This window comes from Sorangium sp. So ce321 (genome assembly GCF_051530195.1).
Lineage (GTDB): Bacteria > Myxococcota_A > Polyangia > Polyangiales > Polyangiaceae > Sorangium.
Window position 1 is genome coordinate 4555389 of the sequence record NZ_CP150329.1, and the last position, 18848, is coordinate 4574236.

10 protein-coding genes are annotated in these 18848 nt (G+C 74.6%); 6 read left to right on the forward strand and 4 right to left on the reverse strand.

The features are described from left to right. Positions 1-265: 265 nt before the first annotated feature. On the reverse strand, positions 266-4156 hold the full coding sequence (locus tag WME89_RS17380; RefSeq protein WP_438010246.1) for a serine/threonine-protein kinase: 3891 nt from the start codon (positions 4154-4156) through the stop codon (positions 266-268). A 321-nt stretch (positions 4157-4477) separates the two neighbouring features. Here WME89_RS17380 and WME89_RS17385 point away from each other — a divergent pair, with 321 nt between their 5' ends. The 3 genes from WME89_RS17385 to WME89_RS17395 all read left to right on the forward strand — a co-directional run bounded on the left by WME89_RS17385 (position 4478) and on the right by WME89_RS17395 (position 8661). Then, positions 4478-6004, forward strand: coding sequence for a hypothetical protein (locus WME89_RS17385; RefSeq protein ID WP_438010247.1), 1527 nt, complete (start codon positions 4478-4480; stop codon positions 6002-6004). Then, positions 6001-6909, forward strand: a complete 909-nt coding sequence (locus WME89_RS17390; RefSeq protein WP_438010248.1) for a hypothetical protein — start codon at positions 6001-6003, stop codon at positions 6907-6909. Before WME89_RS17385 ends, WME89_RS17390 begins: the two co-directional genes overlap by 4 nt. 132 nt (positions 6910-7041) lie before the next feature. Further along, positions 7042-8661, forward strand: a complete 1620-nt coding sequence (locus WME89_RS17395; protein WP_438010249.1) for a hypothetical protein — start codon at positions 7042-7044, stop codon at positions 8659-8661. Positions 8662-8739: 78 nt separating this feature from the next. Here the strand turns inward: WME89_RS17395 and WME89_RS17400 are convergent, their stop codons facing one another. The 3 genes from WME89_RS17400 to WME89_RS17410 all read right to left on the reverse strand — a co-directional run bounded on the left by WME89_RS17400 (position 8740) and on the right by WME89_RS17410 (position 13353). Beyond that, a complete protein-coding gene (locus WME89_RS17400; protein ID WP_438010250.1) occupies positions 8740-11184 on the reverse strand; it encodes a hypothetical protein in 2445 nt (814 codons plus the stop codon). 107 nt (positions 11185-11291) lie between these two features. Then, positions 11292-11912 (reverse strand): hypothetical protein, encoded by a 621-nt coding sequence (locus tag WME89_RS17405; RefSeq protein WP_438010251.1) that lies wholly within the window; start codon positions 11910-11912, stop codon positions 11292-11294. Between the two features lie 25 nt (positions 11913-11937). After that, complete coding sequence (locus WME89_RS17410; protein WP_438010252.1) at positions 11938-13353, reverse strand: hypothetical protein; 1416 nt, start codon at positions 13351-13353, stop codon at positions 11938-11940. A 276-nt stretch (positions 13354-13629) separates the two neighbouring features. Between WME89_RS17410 and WME89_RS17415 the strand changes: the two genes are divergently transcribed. From WME89_RS17415 to WME89_RS17425, 3 genes are all read left to right on the forward strand, one after another. Next, on the forward strand, positions 13630-15327 hold the full coding sequence (locus tag WME89_RS17415; RefSeq protein WP_438010253.1) for a DUF1592 domain-containing protein: 1698 nt from the start codon (positions 13630-13632) through the stop codon (positions 15325-15327). Beyond that, positions 15324-16685, forward strand: a complete 1362-nt coding sequence (locus tag WME89_RS17420; RefSeq protein WP_438010254.1) for a DUF1552 domain-containing protein — start codon at positions 15324-15326, stop codon at positions 16683-16685. The genes WME89_RS17415 and WME89_RS17420 overlap by 4 nt, the downstream gene beginning before the upstream one ends. Positions 16686-16817: 132 nt before the next feature. Continuing rightward, the gene (locus tag WME89_RS17425) at positions 16818-18713 is read left to right on the forward strand and encodes a L,D-transpeptidase (RefSeq protein WP_438010255.1); all 1896 of its coding nucleotides are present in this window, start codon (positions 16818-16820) and stop codon (positions 18711-18713) included. Positions 18714-18848: the final 135 nt, after the last annotated feature.

Below are 18848 nucleotides of genomic sequence, written 5' to 3' on the forward strand. Positions count from 1 at the left end.
CGTGCCGGCGCCGCTCCAGCACGCCGGTTGGTGCTGCCCCGGCGCGGCGGTTGGTGCTGCCCCGGCGCGCTGCTTGGCGCTGCCCCGGCGCGCTGCTTGGCGCTGCCCCGGCGCGCCGCTTGGCGCTGCCCCGGCGCGCCGCTTGGCGCTGCCCCGGCGCGCTGCTTGGCGCTGCCCCGGCGCGCTGCTTGGCGCTGCCCCGGCGCGCTGCTTGGCGCTGCCCCGGCGCGCTGCTCGGCGCTGCCCCGGCGCGCCGCGCGCGGCGCTACGGCCTGCTGTTCAGCATCGCCTCGATCTGCAGCGGTACGCAGCCGTAGGCCTCGGCGGCGGCGAGCATCGCCGAGTTCTGCGGCAGGTTGAGCAGGAACGAGCTCGCGTAGGGCGTCCCCTCGAGGCCCTTCAGCCGGCGCAGGAGCGGGGGCATCGCGCGCTCCATCGCGTCCCGCGCGCCCTCGAGATCTCCCATGTCCACGCACGCGTCGTGGAGCGCGAGGTAGATCGGCGCCTCGTTGAGCAGGCTGGGCGCGCCCGCCTCGACCAGGGCCGCCGCCTCCCGCGCGATCTCGCGCGCCTGCTCGGCGTCGCCGAAGCGGCGCTCCGCCTCCGCGCAGAACCCGAGCGCCACGGGCAGGACGTCGCGGTTCTCCGTGACCCGGTAGGCCTCCGTCGCCTTCTTCAGCAGCGAGCGCGCCCGCGCGAGGCCCGACGACTCGAAGCGCAAGAGCTCGCAGCCCCGGTAGAACAGGATGCCGAGCGTCACCCGGTCGCGCACGACCCACATGCTCCCCGCGGCCTCGTCCGCGCTCGCGCGCGGCTCCGCGAGCGCCGCGTCGAGCCGCGGCTCGGGGCCGAACGTCGCCGCCCAGCAGAGCAGGATCATCTGCCCGTGCCGCGCCGCCCCGGAGCTGCCGATCGCCTGCGCCCTGGCGATGCCCCCCTCGATCTCCTGGAGCGCCTCCGCCCGGGCGCCGATGGTCGTGAGCGCGAAGCCCACGTTCATCGTCAGCATCGCCTCGCGCTCCTGCAGCCCCGCGCGGCGCGCTGCCCGCGCCGCGTTCCGGCGCGCCTCCAGCGCCGCGGCGGGCTCGCCGCGCGTCTGGTGCGCGACAGCGCGCGTCTGCCAGGCGTCGACCGCCGCCCAGACGAGGCCCCGCCGCGCCGCGAGGTCGAGCAGGTGCGTCGCCTCCTGCTCGGCCATCGCGAGCTGCCCGGCGAACGCGTGGACCTGCGCCAGCGTGGCCGAGCACTGCGCCTCCTCCTCGACGAGATCGATCGTCCGGGCGCGGTCGCGCAGCGCCGTCAGGCGCTCCTCCAGGTCGATGCCCGAGCCGCACGCGTGGTCGTAGCGGGCGCGGGCGGTGAGCGTGCGGAGCTCGCTCGCCTCGTCGTAGACGTTCTCCCCCATCGCCCGGATCGCCGAGTCGCGCTCGGGCGAGCGCGCGTCGAGCCGCGAGTACGCGTCCTCCAGGAGGACGGCGCGCGCGAACGCCGTCGGCTTGTCGGGGGCGAAGACGAGCGCGCGATCGGCCATGGTGACGGCGTCGCGGAGCGAGTTCGTCGCGAGGGCGCGCCGCGCGGCGGCCTCCCAGCGGATCGCCGCCTCCTCGTGCTCGCCGCCGAGGTCGAAGTGCTGCGCCACCGTCGCGCTGTCCTCTCCGAGCCGGTCGAGCCAGCGCGCGGCCGCGGCGTGCAGCGTCTGGCGCAGCTCCTCGCCGGCGGAGGCGTACGCGACGTCGCGGACGAGCGCGTGCTTGAACAGGAACTCGCGCGCGACAGGGAAGCGCGACGCGCGCTGCTCGACGAGGAGCTCCGCGGCGATGAGCTTCTTCAGCGCCGTCTCCGGCTCGATCACGCCGACCTCGGCGAGGCCCGCGTCCCAGACCGACAGGCCGAAGACGCTCATGCGCACGACCGCCTCGCGCGTGGACTCGTCGAGCGCGTCGAGGCTCACCTGGATCGCCGCCTCGATGGTCGGCGCCGTGGCCGCGTCCTTGCCGGAGGCGATGACCCGCGCGAGCTCCTCGGCGAAGAGCGGCGAGCCGGCCGCCTGCTGCGCGACGCGGTCGAGCGTCGCGTCGTCGAACGGCCGCGCGGCGGCGGCCATGCTGAACACGGCCCGCGCGATCTCGCGCGTGGCCCGCCGCGCGATGGGGCGCAGCTCCACGCGCACGTGGTCGCGGCCGGTGAAGCGCTGGCCCTGGTCGCGCCAGAACGCCGGCCGCACCATGAGCATGGTGAAGAGCGGCCTGCCCGTGGCCCGCCCGAGCAGGTGATCGAGCCACGCGATGCTCTCCGGGTCGGCCCACTGCGCGTCCTCGACGAGCAGCGCGCACGGCTCGAGCGAGGCGGCGCCGACGGCGATGTCGGTCATCGAGAGGTACAGCGCGTCGCGCGCGCCGCGCAGGTCGATGCCGTCGGGGAAGGGCTGGTTCGCGAGCAGGCGGGCGAGGAGACCGCCGTCGCCGTGGTGCAGCCGCCGCGCGCGCACGGCGTCGTCGGCCTGCTCCAGCGACGCGCCCTTCGGCAGGCCCGTGAGGACGCGCAGGGCGTCGGTCGCGACGCCGAGCGCCTGCGCCCGGCCGAACGACTCGCAGCGCAGCTGGACGAGCCGCGGCGGATCGGGGCGGTCCGAGATGCGGGCGACGAACTCCCGCGCGAGCCGGCTCTTGCCGATCCCCGGCGGGCCCGAGATGCTGACGACGACCGGCGTCCGGTCCTCCACGCAGCGGTCGAACGCCGCGACGGTGGTGATGAGCTCGGCGTCGCGCCCGACGAACGGCGTCTGCGCGTCGGGCCGCTTCGGCGCGCGCGAGAGCACCCGCACGGCGCCGGCCTCCTGGGGCTCGCACAGGAACCGCCCGCGCGACAGCTCCACCGTGGTCGCGTCCGCGAGCACGCGGCCGGGGCCCGCCTCGCGCGCGAGGGCGACCGCGCGGTCGACGACCTCGCCCGCCGAGCGCGTCCTGTCGACCCGCATGCGGCCGGAGGCGACGCCGACGCGGCCGCCGCGCTCGCCGAGCGCGAGCCCGAGCTCGAGGGCGCGGGACGCCTCGTCGCCGTGGGCCTGACGCACGCCGAGGTGGGCGGCGATCGAGTCGGTGCCGAGCGGCAGCGCGTCGGCCCCGCGGCGCCGCAGCGTCTCGAGCTCCCGCTGCCGCTCCTCGCCGGTGGCCACGTGCAGCGCCACGATCGTCGTCACGAGCCGCGTGCCCATCACGCCCGGCGGGTTGTCGCTCACGCGCAGCGGCGACGGCGTGGGCAGGTGCGGCTCGTCGACGAGCGCCGCGAGCTTCTCCGCCACCTCGCGCGCCGAGCTCGGCCGGAGCTCCCGATCGGCGAGCAGCAGGGCGTGGATCAGGTCGTCGAGGGCGGGGACGACGTCGAGCAGGAACTCCGAGAGGCGCGGCGCGGGCGTCGTCGCGAGGCGCACGAGGGTTGCGATCGAGGTCGGCCCTATGTGCGGCGGCCGCCCGGCGACCAGCTCGAACAGCGTCGCGCCGAGCGAGTAGAGGTCGCTGCGCGCGTCGACGGTCGCGTCGCCGCGGGCCTGCTCCGGCGAGATGTACGCCGGGGTGCCGACGAGGCCGCCTGCGTCGGTCGTGAGCACGACCTCCTTCGACGCCGCCACCCCGAAGTCGACGAGCTTGATCCGGATCGCCCCGTCCTGCGCCCCGCGCAGGAGGAGGATATTGGAAGGCTTGATGTCGCGGTGGACGACGCCCGCGTCGTGCGCGGCCGCGAGCGCGCTCGCCACCTGCCGCCCGACCTCGATCCCGTCGCGCAGCGAGAGCGGGGAGCGCCGCTGGCGCGCCGCCAGATCCTCGCCGTCGAGCCACTCCATCGCGATGAAGGTCGCCCCCTCCTCGATGCGGTGCCCCTCCGCGTCCGACGCGCTCGACTCGAGCGTCCCGAACGCCACGACCCGCACGATCCCCGGGTGGTCGAGCTCCGAGAGGATCTGCCCCTCGCGGGAGAGCCGCGCCTGGCCCTCGGCGTCGACGCCGACCGCCGTGATGATCTTCAGCGCGACGTACCGCTCGGTCTGCACATCGAACGCGCGGTGCACGGTGCCGACCCCGCCCCGGCCGATCTCGCGCTCGATGTGGAACCGGCCCGCGACAAGCGCTCTTGCTGGCTCGATGCGCACGGGGTTCATGCGCTAGCCGAGGGGGGGATGGGCGCCGAGGGCGCTCCGGCGTGGCGGAGAGGCGAGCTCAGGGCGCCGGGCCGGTGGGGCCTGCGGTGTTCCGACTGGGCGCATCGGAGACGAGAGTACGCCGTCATTCATGGCAGTTCCAGTGTCGCGGTCGCGTCGCGCGCGCCGTGAGACCGCCGGGCGTTGCCACGCGCTGTCGCGCCGCTCGTCGTCACGTGGCGCCGCGCCGCGCCGGTCGATCGAGCTTCGCCGGGCCTCCCTTGACGGCTCCGGCGGCTCCTCTTACGGTCGCGGCTCTGCGCTAACGTCGGGAGCCAATCGATGCTCGATCGCGTCGCCGTTCATCAGACCCGGCTGCGCACGCCCGGCCTCGGGCTCGATGCCAAGGGCGTCGCGCTCGGGGCCAAGGGTCTCGTCCTCCTGCCGTCGATCGATCGGCTCGTCGCCTTCCTCGCGCTCTACACGCGGCAGGGCTCGCTCGGGGACATCCTCCGCTCGCTCGTCGTCGAGGTCGTGCGATCGAAGCTTGGCGCCCGGGAGGTCACCCTCCTGTTCGCGGCGGAGAGCAGCGACCGGCTCGACCGGGTCGCCGAGATCGCCCGGCTGGCTGGCGGCTACTGCTTCACCGGCACGAGCCGCCACTTCGTCCAGTACCGCGACGCCGCCGCCCCGTTCGGGTACGACGTCCCGCAGATCCTGCCCAGCGACGCGGCGCTCTCGCTCTACCACAACGCCTTCTCGCAGACGTACGAGGTCGAGCGGCGCCTCGACGTGCGCGGGCTGCTGCTCCGGCTCGAGCCGCACCTCGACCCCGCCGCCGGGCGCGAGCCCGGGCCGCGCTGGCTGCTCGCGGAGTCTGGGCTCGGCCCCGCGCTGATCCGCTACTTCTCCCGGAGCAGCGTCGAGGCCGAGGTGGGCCTCTGCGAGTGGCCGCCGGAGTCGAGCTTCGATGACGCCCCGATCCTCCGGTACCTCTTCCGCGTGCCGGCGATCCCCGGCCGGATGGTCCCGCTGCTCACGGGCACGCCGGGCCTCGGGTACTTCGTCCCGGTCGCCCCGGGCGCCGCGGTGGAGGTGGGCTTCCGGCACCCGGTCAACCTCCGCGCCTGCCCTGTGTTCAGCGAGGCGGGCCTCGTGCTCTTCCGCGGTAGGGGCCGCGAGGCGCTGGAGATCGCGAAGCTGCCGGCGATGGGCGACGTCTCCGCGTTCGCCCGGGTGGAGCTCGGCCGCGAGCCCGCGGTGGCGAGGGCGACGGCGGACGCCGAGCGCCCCGCGTCGGTCGTGCTGTCGCTCCGCCTCGTCCCGAGCTCGGAGCCGTGGCGATCGGTCACGGCGTCGTGGATCCGGCCGGAGGAGATGCAGCTGCTCCGGCACGTCGCCTACGCGCTCGGCCCCGACACCCTGCGCCGCGCCCGCATCGCCTTCACCGCCGCCGGCGCGTTTCTCCGGCACCCGACCGGCATCGAGGGCATCCCGGTCGGCGAGTTCTTCCGGGAGGTCCACGCGGGGCTGTACATCCCCGCCGGCTACGACGCGGTCCCGGCCGTCGCGCCCGCCGTGCTGTTCCGCGCGCTCGGCGCCCCCGCCGGGCAGGCGCTCTTCATCGGGCGCGACGCGCGCGCGATCGGCGTGCCCGAGGAAGCGTTCGTCCCGCTCGAGGCGGCGCTCCTCGAGGCGCAGCAGTGGTCGCCGGTGGCCGCGCGGTCCACGGGCCTCACGGCCGCGCTGGCCACGGAGCTGCCCGAGGTCGTCCTCGGCGGGGTCGGCATCCGGCCCTTGCGCGACCTCGCCCCGCCCGACGCGGCCGCCGATCCGAAGGCGCTCCCGCCGGGCGCCGGCCGGGTATGACCCCTCCCGAGGCCATCGCCGAGCGCGTCTCCGAGCTCCAGGCGAGCGTGCTCGCCCCGCTCGTCCTCGGCGGCCCTCTCTACCCGGTGCGCCCGTTCGGGGTCCGGCTCGCGCTCCTCCTCGGCGACGGCGCGCCGGCGCTCGACCGCGATCTCGGCTCCCGCATCGATCTGGTCCGCGTCCGCGTCGCGCGCCTCATCGCCCCGATCGACACGCTCCCGGAGCTCGCCGCCGCCGACTGGGCGCTCCTCGCCGCGCTGAACGACCTGCTCCAGCTCACGAACCACGAGCTCGCCGGCGCCATGACGCGCAGCCGGTATCCCCGCCTGCTCGCGAGCGTGCGCGACCTCTGCGAGCTCGTGCCCGCGCCGGCGGACGTCGCCACCGCGCTCTCGCGGCACGCGACCTTCGCGCGCGTGCTCGACTGCTTCCGCACGGACGCGCACGTCGCCTGGTGGACCGGCCGCGCGAGCTTCCGCGGCCAGCGCCCGCCCGCGCGGCTGCTCCGGTGGCGGCAGCTGCGCAACGTCGAGGTCGAGACCCGGCGCGTCGCGCTGGCCGACATGGGCCACGGCATCCCCGGGCTCGCGCCGGCGGACTTCGCCGACGCGCTCGCCCTCTGGCTGACGCGCACGCCGCTCACGGATCTCGCGACCGCCACCCGGAAGAGCCCCCCGTTCGCGTGGTCGGCCTCGACGCTCGCTGTGGTCGCCACCCCCCCTGGCCGGAGCCTCGCGTACCGCGTGCTCCTGCGGCAGCCCCACGACCTCGCCGTCGCGGCGCTCGCGCGCGCCGCCAGGGAGGTCCCGTCCCGGTTCGGTCAGGCCCGGACGATCGCCGAGTCGTTCGCCAGCGAGGTCGCCGCGGGGATCAAGCTGCTCGACGAGCGCTCCGGGGCGGCGTGAGCTGCGCGCCGCGCGGCTTTGATCGGCGCAAACGGGGCGTGGTACGCTCCGGTCCCCTCGAGCGCGACCGCCGTCTCGCTCATCGCGCCTTCGACTTCACTTCACGAGCACCGCTCTGGAGCGACGAACCGTTTGAACCGGCAAGACGCTGACAACGCCGACACGATCCCCTCTTTCCCCTGGCGCTCGTCGCGTCTCGGCGGTCGCTTCCAGGAGGCGGCCCGGTGCTCCAGGCGCTCCCGGCGCGTCGCCGGCGTCGCGCTGGCGCTCGCGCTGGCGGTGAGCCCGGGCGTCGCGTTCGCCCAGGCGGACGCGCTGCTCGAGCAGGGCAAGCAGCTCATGAAGAAGGGCAAGCTCGCGGAGGCCTGCCCCAAGATCGAGGAGAGCTACCGGCTGAGCCCGAGGTCGGCCACGCTCCTCGCGCTCGCCACCTGCCACGAGAAGCAGGGCAAGCTGGCGACCGCCTGGGCCGAGTACATCGACCTCGGCGCGGCGGCGCGCAAGGAGGGCAACAAGCGCCTCGAGGCCGACGCGAAGGCGAGGGGAGCGAAGCTCGAGCTGCGCCTGCCGCGGCTCACGCTGAACGTGCCGCGGGCCGCCGCCATCGAAGGGCTCGAGGTGACGCTCGACGGAGAGCCTGTCGACAGCGCGGCCTGGGGCCAGGCCAGGCCGATCGACCCCGGTGAGCACAAGGTGAGCGCGAGCGCCCCCGGCAGGAAGCGGTGGGAGCTCTCGGTCACGATCAAGCGAGGCGAACGGAAAGCCGTGGCGGTCCCGGCGCTCGCCAAGGACGGCTCGGCCGCGCCGGAGCCCGCGCCGGCAGAGGCGCCCGCGAAGGAGGCGGCGTCGCCCGTCGCGGCGGCGCCGGACAAGGGGGGCACGGCGCCCGGGAAGGGCGCGGCGGGGGCAGGGAAGGGCGCGGCGGCCGCGGGGCCCGGGAAGGGCGCGGCGGGGGCAGGGAAGGGCGCGGCGGCCGCGGGGCCCGGGAAGGGCGTGGCGGGGGCGGAGGAGGGCGTGGCGGGAGCGGAGGAAGGCGCGGCGTCCGCCACGCCTGACGCGGCCGAGGAGCCGGAGCCGACCCCGGCGGCAGCGCCGAAGCACTCCGGGACCTTCGTGCTGGAGGCCGGCCTGGCCGGCGGCGCGCTGATCGGGCTGATCGACGCCGGCAGCTTCGGCGACCTGAGCACGTATTCGTACAGCTACAATGTACGCGAGGGCGAGCTCATCGCGCCCTGCGATGACGAGGTCTGCCACGCCAGCTTCGACCCGGCGATCGGGCCTTTCGCCGGCGGCACGGCCTTCGCCGGGATCGCGCTCTCCGAGGAGCTGCACCTCGGCATCCGGGCGCTCGGCGGCTACAGGTTCGGCGGCGGCTACCTCCTTACTGGCGGCCCCTCCGCCTCGATGCGCTTCGGGCGCCTCTGGCTCGGCCTCTCGGGGCTCGCCGCTGCCGTCGGGCAGAACGCGAAGGTCACCGGCGTGAAGGGGGAGATCCCGTCCGATCTGGTCGGCCTCAACTACGGCCGGACCGAGGTGAACGTGAACGCGCGCGAGGGCAGCCTCCCCGAGACGGCGCTGGTCCAGACGCTCGCTTTCGGCGGGAGCGTCGAGGTGTCGCTGGTGCTCGCGGACTGGCCGAGCTCGAGCTGGACGTCGGGCGCGCTCCTCCTGAGCGCCTGGCCGACGTTCATGAAGGGGCTCGACGGCTTCGTGATCGCGGCGCCGGTGAGCCTCGGCTACCGCTTCTACTGACCGCGGCGGTCCCCCCGCCGCGTCCTGCGCGCCGTCGGCGGTCCCCCACCGCGTCCTGCACGCCAGCGGCCGCCCGGGCTACCCCGCCTTGCCCGCGCGCCGCCGCCGGGCGCGGCGCGCCTCGCTCCGGGCGCCGTCTGCCGGCTCGAAAGGCGCCGGCTGCGGGGTGAACCCGATCGCGGCGAGCTCCTTTTCGCCGATCACGTCGCCCTCGGCCACGAGCGCCGCGCGGAGCAGCACCGCGCCCATCTCCGCGTCGTTGCCCGGCCACGGATGGTCGAGCACGGCCTGCAGCGCGCGCAGATCGAGGCCGAACGGCCGGCCGCGCAGGCGGACGCCGATGCGGGCGAGGTGGTCCAGCGCGAGCGCCCGGAGATCCTCGGCGCGCGACGAGAGCGACGGCAGCGCGACGGCCCGATCGCCGAGCCGGTCGGCGAGCCGCTCGCTCATCTGGCCGGTCGCCACCAGCGCGTCGACCGTCTGCGGCACCGCCACGACGAGCCCGACGTCGTCCGGCAGCGCCGCGCCGAGGTAGCTCTGCACCTCGGCCGACAGCGCCTGCGCGTCGAGGACGAGCAGCGTGCCGCCCCTCGCCGCCTCGATGGGCGAGCTGTCCGGATCGCGCCACAGGGCGAGCGCGCGCGGCGTCTCGTCGGAGCCGGCGGCGGGCGCCTCGCCCTCGCGCCCCGACGCGCCGCCCCGCGCCTGCGCGAACGCCTGCGCGAACGCCTCGGGCGCGGGCGCCGCGCCGTCGACGATCGCCAGCGGGCCCTCGGACCGCGCGGAGCTCAGGTGGACCACCGCGCCCCACGCCACCGCGTCGATCCCGGGCGCGGTCAGCAGCGTGACCGGGGCGCCGGCCGCGCCGAGCCGCTCGAGCTGCTCGATCGCCGAGCGCGCCGCGGGGCTGTAGGCCGCCGCGCGCGCCGGCCGCGCGAGGAGCCCCGCGATCGCGCGGAACCGCCCCGCGCTCTGCGCCAGCGCGCGCTCCAGCCGGCTCACCTCGCGCGCGCGCTCCTCGACCTCGCGGCGGGCGGCGACCTCCCGGCCGCGCGACCCGGACAGCATCGCCGACACGGCGATCACCGCCCCGAGCCGGTCGGCGACGGCGCGCAGGCCGGTCACCTCCTCCAGCGTCATCGGCGACGCGCGCCGGCCCCGCGGGATCGCGAGCGCCCCGATCGGGCCCTCCGCGTCGTTCACCAGGGCCACCACGCCGATGTCGCGCTCGGCGAGCCAGGCGAGCAGCGGGCGCACCTCCGGCCGCCGGACCTGGACCGCCTCGGCGGCCTCGACGCGCAGGACGCGCTCCGGCTCGACCTGGGCGAGCTCGATGAGGCGCGCCGGCACCTGCGCCGGCTCGGTGTGCGCGTAGCCCGCGCGGTCGACGGTCACCCGCTCGGGCGGCGAGAGCAGGTACAGCGCCGGCGGGGCGTGCGCCGCGGCGCCGGCGTCCGACGCGTCCCGCAGGGCGGAGAGCGCCGTCTCCAGCGCCGCCTCCGGCTCCGGGTTCATGGCCGCGCGCGTCGCGGCGTCGAAGGCGCCGAGCCAGCGCGCCCCCTCCGGCGCGAACCGGCGCGCGAGCGCCGGCGAGAGGAGCCCCGCGAGCGCGCAGATCGCGCACGCGCTGAACACGGCGACGCCGATGGAGGACTGCGGCGCGCCGCGCAGCCCGAGGTCGCCGCGCGGCGCCTCGTGCACCGCGTAGACGGCGAGGAGCGCCGGAGGGGTCGCGAGCGTCGCGAGGGCGAGCGTGAGGCGGAGCGCGCGCGAGACCTGCGCGGCGTCCGCGGCCACGGTGCAAAAGGCGACGCACACCGCCGCGATCGCGCTCGTGACGGGCAGGATCGCCTCGGGGCTCGCGACGCCGACGAAGGCCGCCGCGAGGCCGACGGCGAGCGCTGTCGCCGAGAGCAGCAGCGCGGCCTCCACCCGGTCGGCGACGCCGAGCTCGAGCCGCCGCGCGATGCGCACGCGCGCGAGCGCGACGAGCATCACCGTGAGCGAACCGAGCGACGCGGCGGAGGTCGCGTAGTGCACGAGGAGCGGATCGAGATCCGCCGCGCGCGCCGGCGCCACGGCCGAGACGGCGGGCAGGGCGACCGCCACGGTCCAGAAGAGCGAGGCGAACGCCGCCGCGTCGAGGCGCCGCGTGCTGGGCGGGGACTCGAGCAGGCCGCCGAGGCCCGCGACGCGCGCGAGGCCGACCAGGGCGGCCATCGCCGACATCGCCGCGCCGAGGTTGCCGAGCGCGATCAGCGCGAGGCCGGTGGGGCCGCTCCGCGCGGCGGCGAGCATCGCGGCGCCGGTGAGGCAGACGGCGGCCGCGCTGCGGGCGGCCGGCTCGATGCGGTCCTCGCCGCGCGGCGGCCGCTCGACCCACCGGAAGCCGAGGGCGAGCAGCGCCGGAAGCCCGAGCAGGGCGAGCCACGCGGGCCCGTGGCCGCCGGAGGCCCGGAGCGCGGCGAAGGCCGTGTAGGCGACGGCGGCCGCGGCGATCCAGAACGAGCGCCGGCGCAGCATCGCGGCGAGCGTAGCGTCTGGCCGCGGGGGCGCCAACGAGGCGGTCTCACCGAGGAGACGACCGCATCGCCCGCGCCGCCGCGGCGGCCAGACGCTCGTTCACTTCCTCAGGGCGTGAGCGCGGCGATGAAGTCGTGGATGCACGCGATCTCGGTGTCGCTGAGCGGCTGGCCGCCGAGCGGCATCCGGTTGTTGCACGTCGGGGTCGGGGTGACCTTCGTGTAGATCGTGCTGCCGTCCGGGTCGCCCGGGACGAGCACGCTGGCGCCGCCGCCGCACGCGGACGCCTGCCCCCGGACCGTGTTCTCCCAACCGGCGGCCAGCGAGAGGCCCGCCTGCTTCGAGTTCGCGTCGTGGCAGCCCGCGTTCGCGCACTTCGCCGTGACCAGCGCCGGCGCATCGTCGCATCCGGTCGGCCCGCCGCCGGTGGTCGCGGTCGTGGTGGTGGCGGGGTCGCCGCCGGTGGTCGCGGTCGTGGTGGCGGGGTCGCCGCCGGTGGTCGCGGTCGTGGTGGCGGGGTCGCCGCCGGTGGCTGCGGTCGTGGTGGCGGGGTCGCCGCCGGTGGTCGCCGCGGGGGTGCCGGCCCCCTGGGTGCCGCCGGCGCCGCTGCCCTGCTCGTCCGGGGGGAACTCGTCCTCGTCGAGGGTCCCAGCGCAGCTCATGAGGAGCGCGCCGCCGGTCAGCAGGGCGCCCGCGGTGAGCGCGGCGCGCCCGTGAAGGGAAGTCATGAACGTCACGTGCTACCTCTCTCTCTCAATGGACGTAGGCTCCGGCGAGCCGGAGTCCCAGGTACTGGTCGATGGCCCCGCCCGCGATGTAAGCGTCGCCCTGCTCGGGCTGGAACGACGAGAAGAACCGGGCGTACTCGACGAGCAGGCGCGCCTCGATGCCGGTCGCGACCGGGATCATCACCCCGGCCAGCGCGCCGATGCCCTGCACGCTCGCCCCGGTGAACCGCTCGTAGACCGGGCCTGACGAGAGCGGCAGGATGTACTCGGCGCCCAGCCCCAGCGCGACAGGGCCGACCGGGAAGCGCCCATCGAGGCCTGCCCGGAACAGGGTGTAGGAGACGTTCGGCACCGTCCTGGCGAGGTCCGCCGGCGCGTCGATCTCGAAGGTCAGGAACCGGAGCCCGGCGGAGATCCCGAGCACCGACTTCTCGCCGATCGACAGCCGCTCCCGGAGCCCCAGGTTGATGCGCTGGTAGGTGGTGCTGATCGGGTCGCCGCCGCCCACAGCCGAGTTGAGGCCGAGCGCCCGCGCGTACCCCGCGGTGATCCCGAGGCCCTTGAGCACCGCGATGTCCGTGGACGCGAGCGGGTACAGCTCGCCCGAGACCGAGATCGCGGGCTGCCCGAAGACGCCGTAGGGCCGGAGGTTCTGCGTGCGCGGATCGGAGTAGTCGAACCAGCGACCGATGAACTCGACGCCGAGCTCGATTGAGAAGAGCGCCGAGCCGATCTCGTGCTTCTTGCGCTTGCCGCCCTTGTCGTCCTTCCCGCTGTCGCCCTCGTCTTTCTCCTCGCCGCCTCCGTCCTTCTCCGCGTCGCCCTCGCCGCCGTCGCCTTCCTCGCCCTCGGCTTCCCCGTCGCCCTTCGCCTTGTCGTCATTGTCGGCGGGCGGCGGCGCGATCTGCGCCAGCGTCGGGCCGAGCAGCTCCTCCAGCGCCTTCTTGCGGTCGTCGCGCGAGCCGCTCAGCGGCACCGCGCTGTCCACGGCGAGGTCGCCGGCGTTCTCGTCGACGTAGACGAGGTGGACCTCTTTCTTCTTCTTCTTGTTGGTCCGCGAGACGCCGTAGATCACCCCTTCTGCCTTCGCGGCCTTGCCTGCCTTGCGGATGCGGTCGATGGCCTTCTTCCGCTGCGCCTTCGACACGAGCGTGTCCCCGACCGGCTTGGCCTGGCCGGCGCTCTTCAGCGCCTTCGAGAACGCGTCAGGCTCCACGACCCCCAGCGTCTCCGGCACGATGGAGAGGATGTCCTCGCGGATGTCATCCGCGTTGGGACCCTCGATGCGAACGGCGATCGACTTCGACGCCTTGGGGGCGGCGAGCGCGACTGGCGCGAGCGCGAACGTCGCGGTGGTGGCGGCGGAGAGCCCGAGCAGGATCCGCCCGCAGAGGCTCATAGAAGAAAGGAACGACGTTGTGGTCCTGAAGGGTTTGCGCACGGGCCTCTCGCTAGCGGCAGTGACGTCGACCGGAGCTTGCACGCGCGCGAGCCTACAGGCGACCAACCCACAGAATCCAGCGTCTTTTCGATGCCCTAGGCGATCTTTCCGCGACATGCAGTGTCGCTACGAGACTCCGTTAGAACCGGACTCACGGGATCTCGCCGCCGCCCTTGCCTTCCGTAACTGCCTTCAGTGGAGTAAGAAAAGTCGTCGCACGATGCGCAGCGCCTCAACGCGACGCATCGTGGACCACACGTCGGGGGTAGAGGGCAGATGGATCGCTTGGGAGGACGGCACCCCCGCGCCGGGCGCGGGCCTTTCAGGACACCGGGGCTCGCCCTGGTCCTCGCGACGGCGGCCGCCTGCTCCGGCAGGCCCGACGGCGGGGCGAGCGACGAGGCGCTGCGCTGCACGGAGATCCGGCCGGGGGCCTCGCCGCTCCGGCGGATGACGCGCTTCGAATACAATAACACGATCCGGGATCTCCTCGGCGACGACAGCGCGCCGGCCGACGCCTTCGTCATCGAGGAGGAGGCGCTCGGGTTCAACAACCAGGCGGCCGCGCTCGGCGTCACGCAGCTCCTCGCCGAGCAGCTCATGAAGGCCTCCGAGGCGATCGCGGCGCGGGCCGCGCAGGATCTCGAGCGGCTCCTCCAGGGCTGCGACCCGGCGGTGCAGGGGCCCGAGGCGTGCGCCGCGGAGCTCATCGAGCGGCTCGGCAAGCGCGCGTTCCGCCGGCCCCTGACGGCCACGGAGATCGAGCGCCTCGAGCGGCTCTTCGCCTGGGGGAACGACGAGCACGGCTTCTCGACCGGCGTCGAGCTCGCGATCCAGGCGATGCTCCAGTCGCCGCACTTCCTTTACCGCGTCGAGCTCGGCATGCCGGATCCCGCCGGGGAGGGCGTGGTGCCGCTCTCCGATCACGAGATCGCCTCCCGGCTCTCGTACCTGCTCTGGAGCTCGATGCCCGACGACGCGCTGTTCGCCGCCGCGGAAGCGGGCGAGCTCCGCACCGCCGAGCAGATCGCCGCGCAGGCCCGGCGGCTCCTCGAGGACCCGCGCGCCCGCGCCGCGGTGGCGAACTTCCACGCGCAGTGGCTAGAGCTCACGAAGATCGACACCCTCGCCAAGGACGCGGCGGTCTACCCGCAGTACCACGGCGGGCTCCCGGCGCTCTTCCGGGCCGAGACCGAGGCGTTCCTCGATCACGTCGTGTTCGAGGACGATGCCGGCGACGTGGCGACCCTGCTGACGGCGCCCTACTCGCTGATGAACGCCGAGCTCCGCGCGTTCTACGGGCTGGAGGCCCCGGCGGAAGGCGCGGCGTCGCCCGGCGAGCTCGAGGTCGTGCCGCTCGATCCGTCGCGGCGCGCCGGCTTCCTCACGCACGCGAGCCTGCTGTCGGTGCTCGCGAAGCCGGACCAGTCCTCGCCCGTCCACCGCGGCAAGTTCGTCCGCGAGCGGCTGCTCTGCCAGACGCTGCCGCCCCCGCCGCCCGACGTGGACATCCAGCCGCCCGCGGTCAGGCCGGGCATCCCGACCCGCCGGCAGTTCGAGCAGCACGCGCAGGACCCGGGCTGCGCGGGCTGCCACCGGCTGATGGATCCGATCGGCTTCGGGTTCGAGCACTACGACGGCATCGGCCTCTACCGCGAGGTCGACCAGGAGGTCCCGGTCGACGCGAGCGGCGAGATCGTCGGGAGCCGCGGCGCGGATGGACGCTTCGACGGGGCGGTGGAGCTCGCGCATCGCCTCGCGGAGAGCGACGAGGTGCGCCAGTGCGTCGCGACGCAGTGGTTCCGCTTCGGCTACGGCCGCGCCGAGCAGGCCGAGGACGAGTGCAGCATGAGCCAGATCCAGCAGGCGTTCGCCGAGAGCGGGTACAACATCAAGGCGCTGCTCGTGGCGCTCACCCAGACGGACGCGTTCCGCTACCGCCGGAGCGGGCCCGGCGCCGGGGGTGAGCCGTGAGCGGCGCCGCGCGCCGGTCGTCGCGGTGGCGCCTCGATCGCCGCACCTTCCTGCGCGGGGCCGGCGGGCTCGCTGTCGCGCTCCCGTTCCTCGACGCCATGTCCGGCTCGGCGAGCGCCGTCGAGTTCCCGAAGCGCTTCGTCGTCTTCTTCACGGGCCTCGGCACGGTCAAGGAGGCCTGGCAGCCCACCGGGACCGAGACGGCGTTCGAGCTCGGGGAGATCCTCGCCCCGCTCTCGCCTTACCGGGACAAGCTGCTCGTCATCGAGGGCGTCGACATGGAGTCCGCCTACAACGGGCCGGGCGACCCCCACCAGCAGGGCATCGGCCAGGCCCTCACCGGCACGGAGCTCCAGGAGGGGACGCTCTTCCCGTACGCGTGCGACCCCGCCGCGCTCGTCGGGTGGGGCGGCGGCATCTCCGTCGACCAGCTCCTCGCCGCGAGGCTGGGGCAGCGCACGAAGCTCTCGTCGCTCGAGCTCGGCGTCCAGGTCCAGTACGCCAACGTCTCGTCGCGCATCTCGTACCTCGGCCCCGGCCAGCCGGTCCCGCCCGAGGACGATCCGCGCGCGGTGTTCGACCGGCTCTTCAACGATCTCAGCGCCGATCCGGCGGACCTCGAGCGGCGGCGCGCGCTGCGCCGCCGCGTGCTCGGCAGCGTCATGGAGGACTACGGCTCGCTGGCGCGGCAGCTCGGGGGCGAGGACCGGCAGAAGCTGGAGCACCACCTGGAGGCGGTGAGCGAGATCGAGAAGCGCCTCGACGCGCCGGGGCTCCTCGGCGGCGCGTGCGCCGTGCCGGAGCTGGGCGAGCGGCTCGACGTCTACGCGAACGACAACTTCCCCGCGATCGGGCGGCTGCAGATGGATCTGCTGGCGATGGCGCTCGCCTGCGACCTCACGCGGATCGCGTCGATCCAGTGGAGCGCGACGCAGGCGGGGAAGGTGTTCACCTGGCTGGGGCAGTCGGACACGCACCACGCGCTCTCGCACTCGAGCCCTGGCCATCAGGCGAAGCAGCAGCAGCTCGTCGACATCGGCCGCTGGCAGGCGGAGCAGCTCGCGTACCTGCTCGGGAAGCTCGACGCCGTCCCGGAGGGGGCGGGCACGCTGCTCGACAACACGATCGTCCTCTGGTGCACCGACATCTCGGCGGGGCAGAGCCACTCGCGGCGCGACATGCCCTACGTGATCGCGGGGCGGGCCGGCGGGGCTCTCCGGACCGGACGGTTCCTGAGCTACGCCGGCGACCCCCACAACGACCTGCTCGTCGCGCTGTGCAACGCGATGGGCGTCGACGTCTCGACCTTCGGCAACCCCGCGTACTGTACGGGGCCGCTGCCGGGGCTCCTGGCCTGAGCGGCGCGGCGACCGCGGCCGCGCCGCCGTCCCCCGCGTGTTTTGGGCTTTTCGTCGCGCGCCGATTTTGGCAAGTAGGCCCGCATGGGCGGCCTGCTGTCCTCCGGGAAGCCTCGTCGTGCGCTGCGCTCGATGCGCGCAGCGCGCATTGTTCTTCGTTTCGCTCGTTTCGCTCGTCTCGCTCACCTCGCGGCGCTCTCTGCCGCGGCGTGCGGGGCGTGCGCCTGCCAGAAGCCCGCGGGCGCGTCGGCGGACGCCGGGGCCGCCGCTGACGACGCGGGCGCGGCGGCGACCGGCGCGGCGCTCGCGGCCACCGCGGCGCAGCCGGCGGTAGCGGACGTGGGCGCCGCGGCGGAGGTGCCGAGCGACAGGCCGCTGCTCGGCGTGACCGCCTTCGTGGCGACCGTCTACAAGGAGCCGCGCGACACGTCGAAGAAGCTCGGCTACCTGCGCGTCGGCGCCAGGGTGCCCCGCGCCGCGGAGCCCGCCGGCACCGCTGGCTGCCCGGGCGGCTGGTACGCGATCGAGCCGCGCGGCTTCCTCTGCGTCGGCGAGGACGCGACGCTCGACCTCGACGACCCCATCCTCAAGGCCGCCGGCCCGGGGCCGAACCTGAGGACCGCGCTCCCGTACAAGTACGCCTTCGTCCGCGCCGTGCTGCCCCTCTACCTGCGCGTCCCCACGGCCGAGGAGCAGCGCAAATCGGAGTTCAAGCTCGACGAGCACCTCGCGTGGTTCGAGGAGAACAAGGCGACCGTGCAGCGGGTCGTCCTCGGCGCGAACGACGTGGCGATCGACGAGCGCGGCGTGCCGCTGCCGGGCAAGCAGCTCGGGGAGCTCGGCCTCGGGAAGAACTCGCTCGAGCTCGGCGAGGGCGCCCTGCTCGGCGCGGCAGGGGAGAGCGACCCCATCCCGTTCTGGCTGGAGGGCGGCAAGCGCCTGATCCGCAACATCAGCGACTTCAAGGTCCCGGACTACGCGGCCTTCGCCGATCGCGCGCGGCGCTTCACCGGCCTGTCGCTGATCGGATCGTTCCCGACCGGGCCGGAGTCGCTGAACCGGCGGTTCGCGATCACCACCGATCTGCGGCTCGCGCCCGCGACGAAGATCAAGCCCGACACGGGCTCTCCCTGGCACGGCGTCGAGCTGAACGACCAGGTCACGCTGCCGCTCGCCTTCGTCCGGGCGCGGAGCGCGCGCGACGTGCAGATCCAGGGGGACAGGACCGCGCCGGGCAAGGAGCTCCCGTTCCGCGACGTCATCCCGTTGACGGGCCGGATGCGCCGGATCGAGGGGGTGAAGTACTACCGCACCAGGGATCAGCGGTACGTGAGCCAGCTGGATGTCGGGCTCGCGGTCGCCCCGTCGGCCTGGCCCGAGGTCGCCGAGAAGGGCGAGAAGTGGATCGAGGTGTCGATCCAGCACCAGACGCTGGTCCTCTGGGAGGGCAAGCGCCCCGTCTACGCGACGCTCGTCTCGACCGGCCAGGCCGGGGTGGCCGACCCGAAGACGACGACCGCCACGGTGCGGGGCATCTTCCGCATCCGCAACAAGCACATCACGGCGACGATGGACTCGAACGAGTCGTCGAGCGTCGGCGGCCGGGCGGAGACGACGGCCGACGCCCCCTCGGCCTCGCGCGGCGCGAAGCCGGACAAGGGCGGCTCCTCGAAGGAGCGCGCCGCGAAGAAGCCGGGCGCGAGCGCGGCGGCGAAGCCCGCGGAGGGCCAGGCGGCTTCCCCCCGCAAGGGCGACGGCGAGTACGGCGTCACGCGGCGCCGCGGGGAGGGGACCTATGCCCTCAAGGACGTGCCGTACATCCAGTACTTCGCGAGCGGCTACGCGCTCCACGCCGCGTACTGGCATGACGTCTTCGGCACGCCGCGCAGCCACGGCTGCATCAACATGTCCCCCATCGACGCCCACCGGGTGTTCCTGTGGACCGAGCCCAGGGTGCCGCCGGGCTGGCACGCCATCAACACGGGCGAGGAGCTGGGCGAGGGCACGACAGTAATCGTCCACGAGTGAACCGCTGAAGAAGCGGTTCCGTGATGGGAAGATTCGAACCACAGAGGCACAGAGGAGAGAGGGAAGAAAAAAATCTTCTCTGCCCTCTGTGCCCTCTGTGCCCTCTGTGCCTCTGTGGTTCTTTCTCTCTTCGAA

What these genes read in the sequence shown, in the direction of transcription:
- WME89_RS17385 (WP_438010247.1), top strand. Translation starts at nt 4,478, where the DNA reads ATGCTCGATCGCGTCGCCGTTCATCAGACCCGGCTGCGCACGCCCGGC.
- WME89_RS17390 (WP_438010248.1), top strand. Translation starts at nt 6,001, where the DNA reads ATGACCCCTCCCGAGGCCATCGCCGAGCGCGTCTCCGAGCTCCAGGCG.
- WME89_RS17415 (WP_438010253.1), top strand. Translation starts at nt 13,630, where the DNA reads ATGGATCGCTTGGGAGGACGGCACCCCCGCGCCGGGCGCGGGCCTTTC.
- WME89_RS17380 (WP_438010246.1), bottom strand. Translation starts at nt 4,156, where the DNA reads ATGAACCCCGTGCGCATCGAGCCAGCAAGAGCGCTTGTCGCGGGCCGG.
- WME89_RS17405 (WP_438010251.1), bottom strand. Translation starts at nt 11,912, where the DNA reads ATGACTTCCCTTCACGGGCGCGCCGCGCTCACCGCGGGCGCCCTGCTG.
- WME89_RS17425 (WP_438010255.1), top strand. Translation starts at nt 16,818, where the DNA reads ATGCGCGCAGCGCGCATTGTTCTTCGTTTCGCTCGTTTCGCTCGTCTC.
- WME89_RS17400 (WP_438010250.1), bottom strand. Translation starts at nt 11,184, where the DNA reads ATGCTGCGCCGGCGCTCGTTCTGGATCGCCGCGGCCGCCGTCGCCTAC.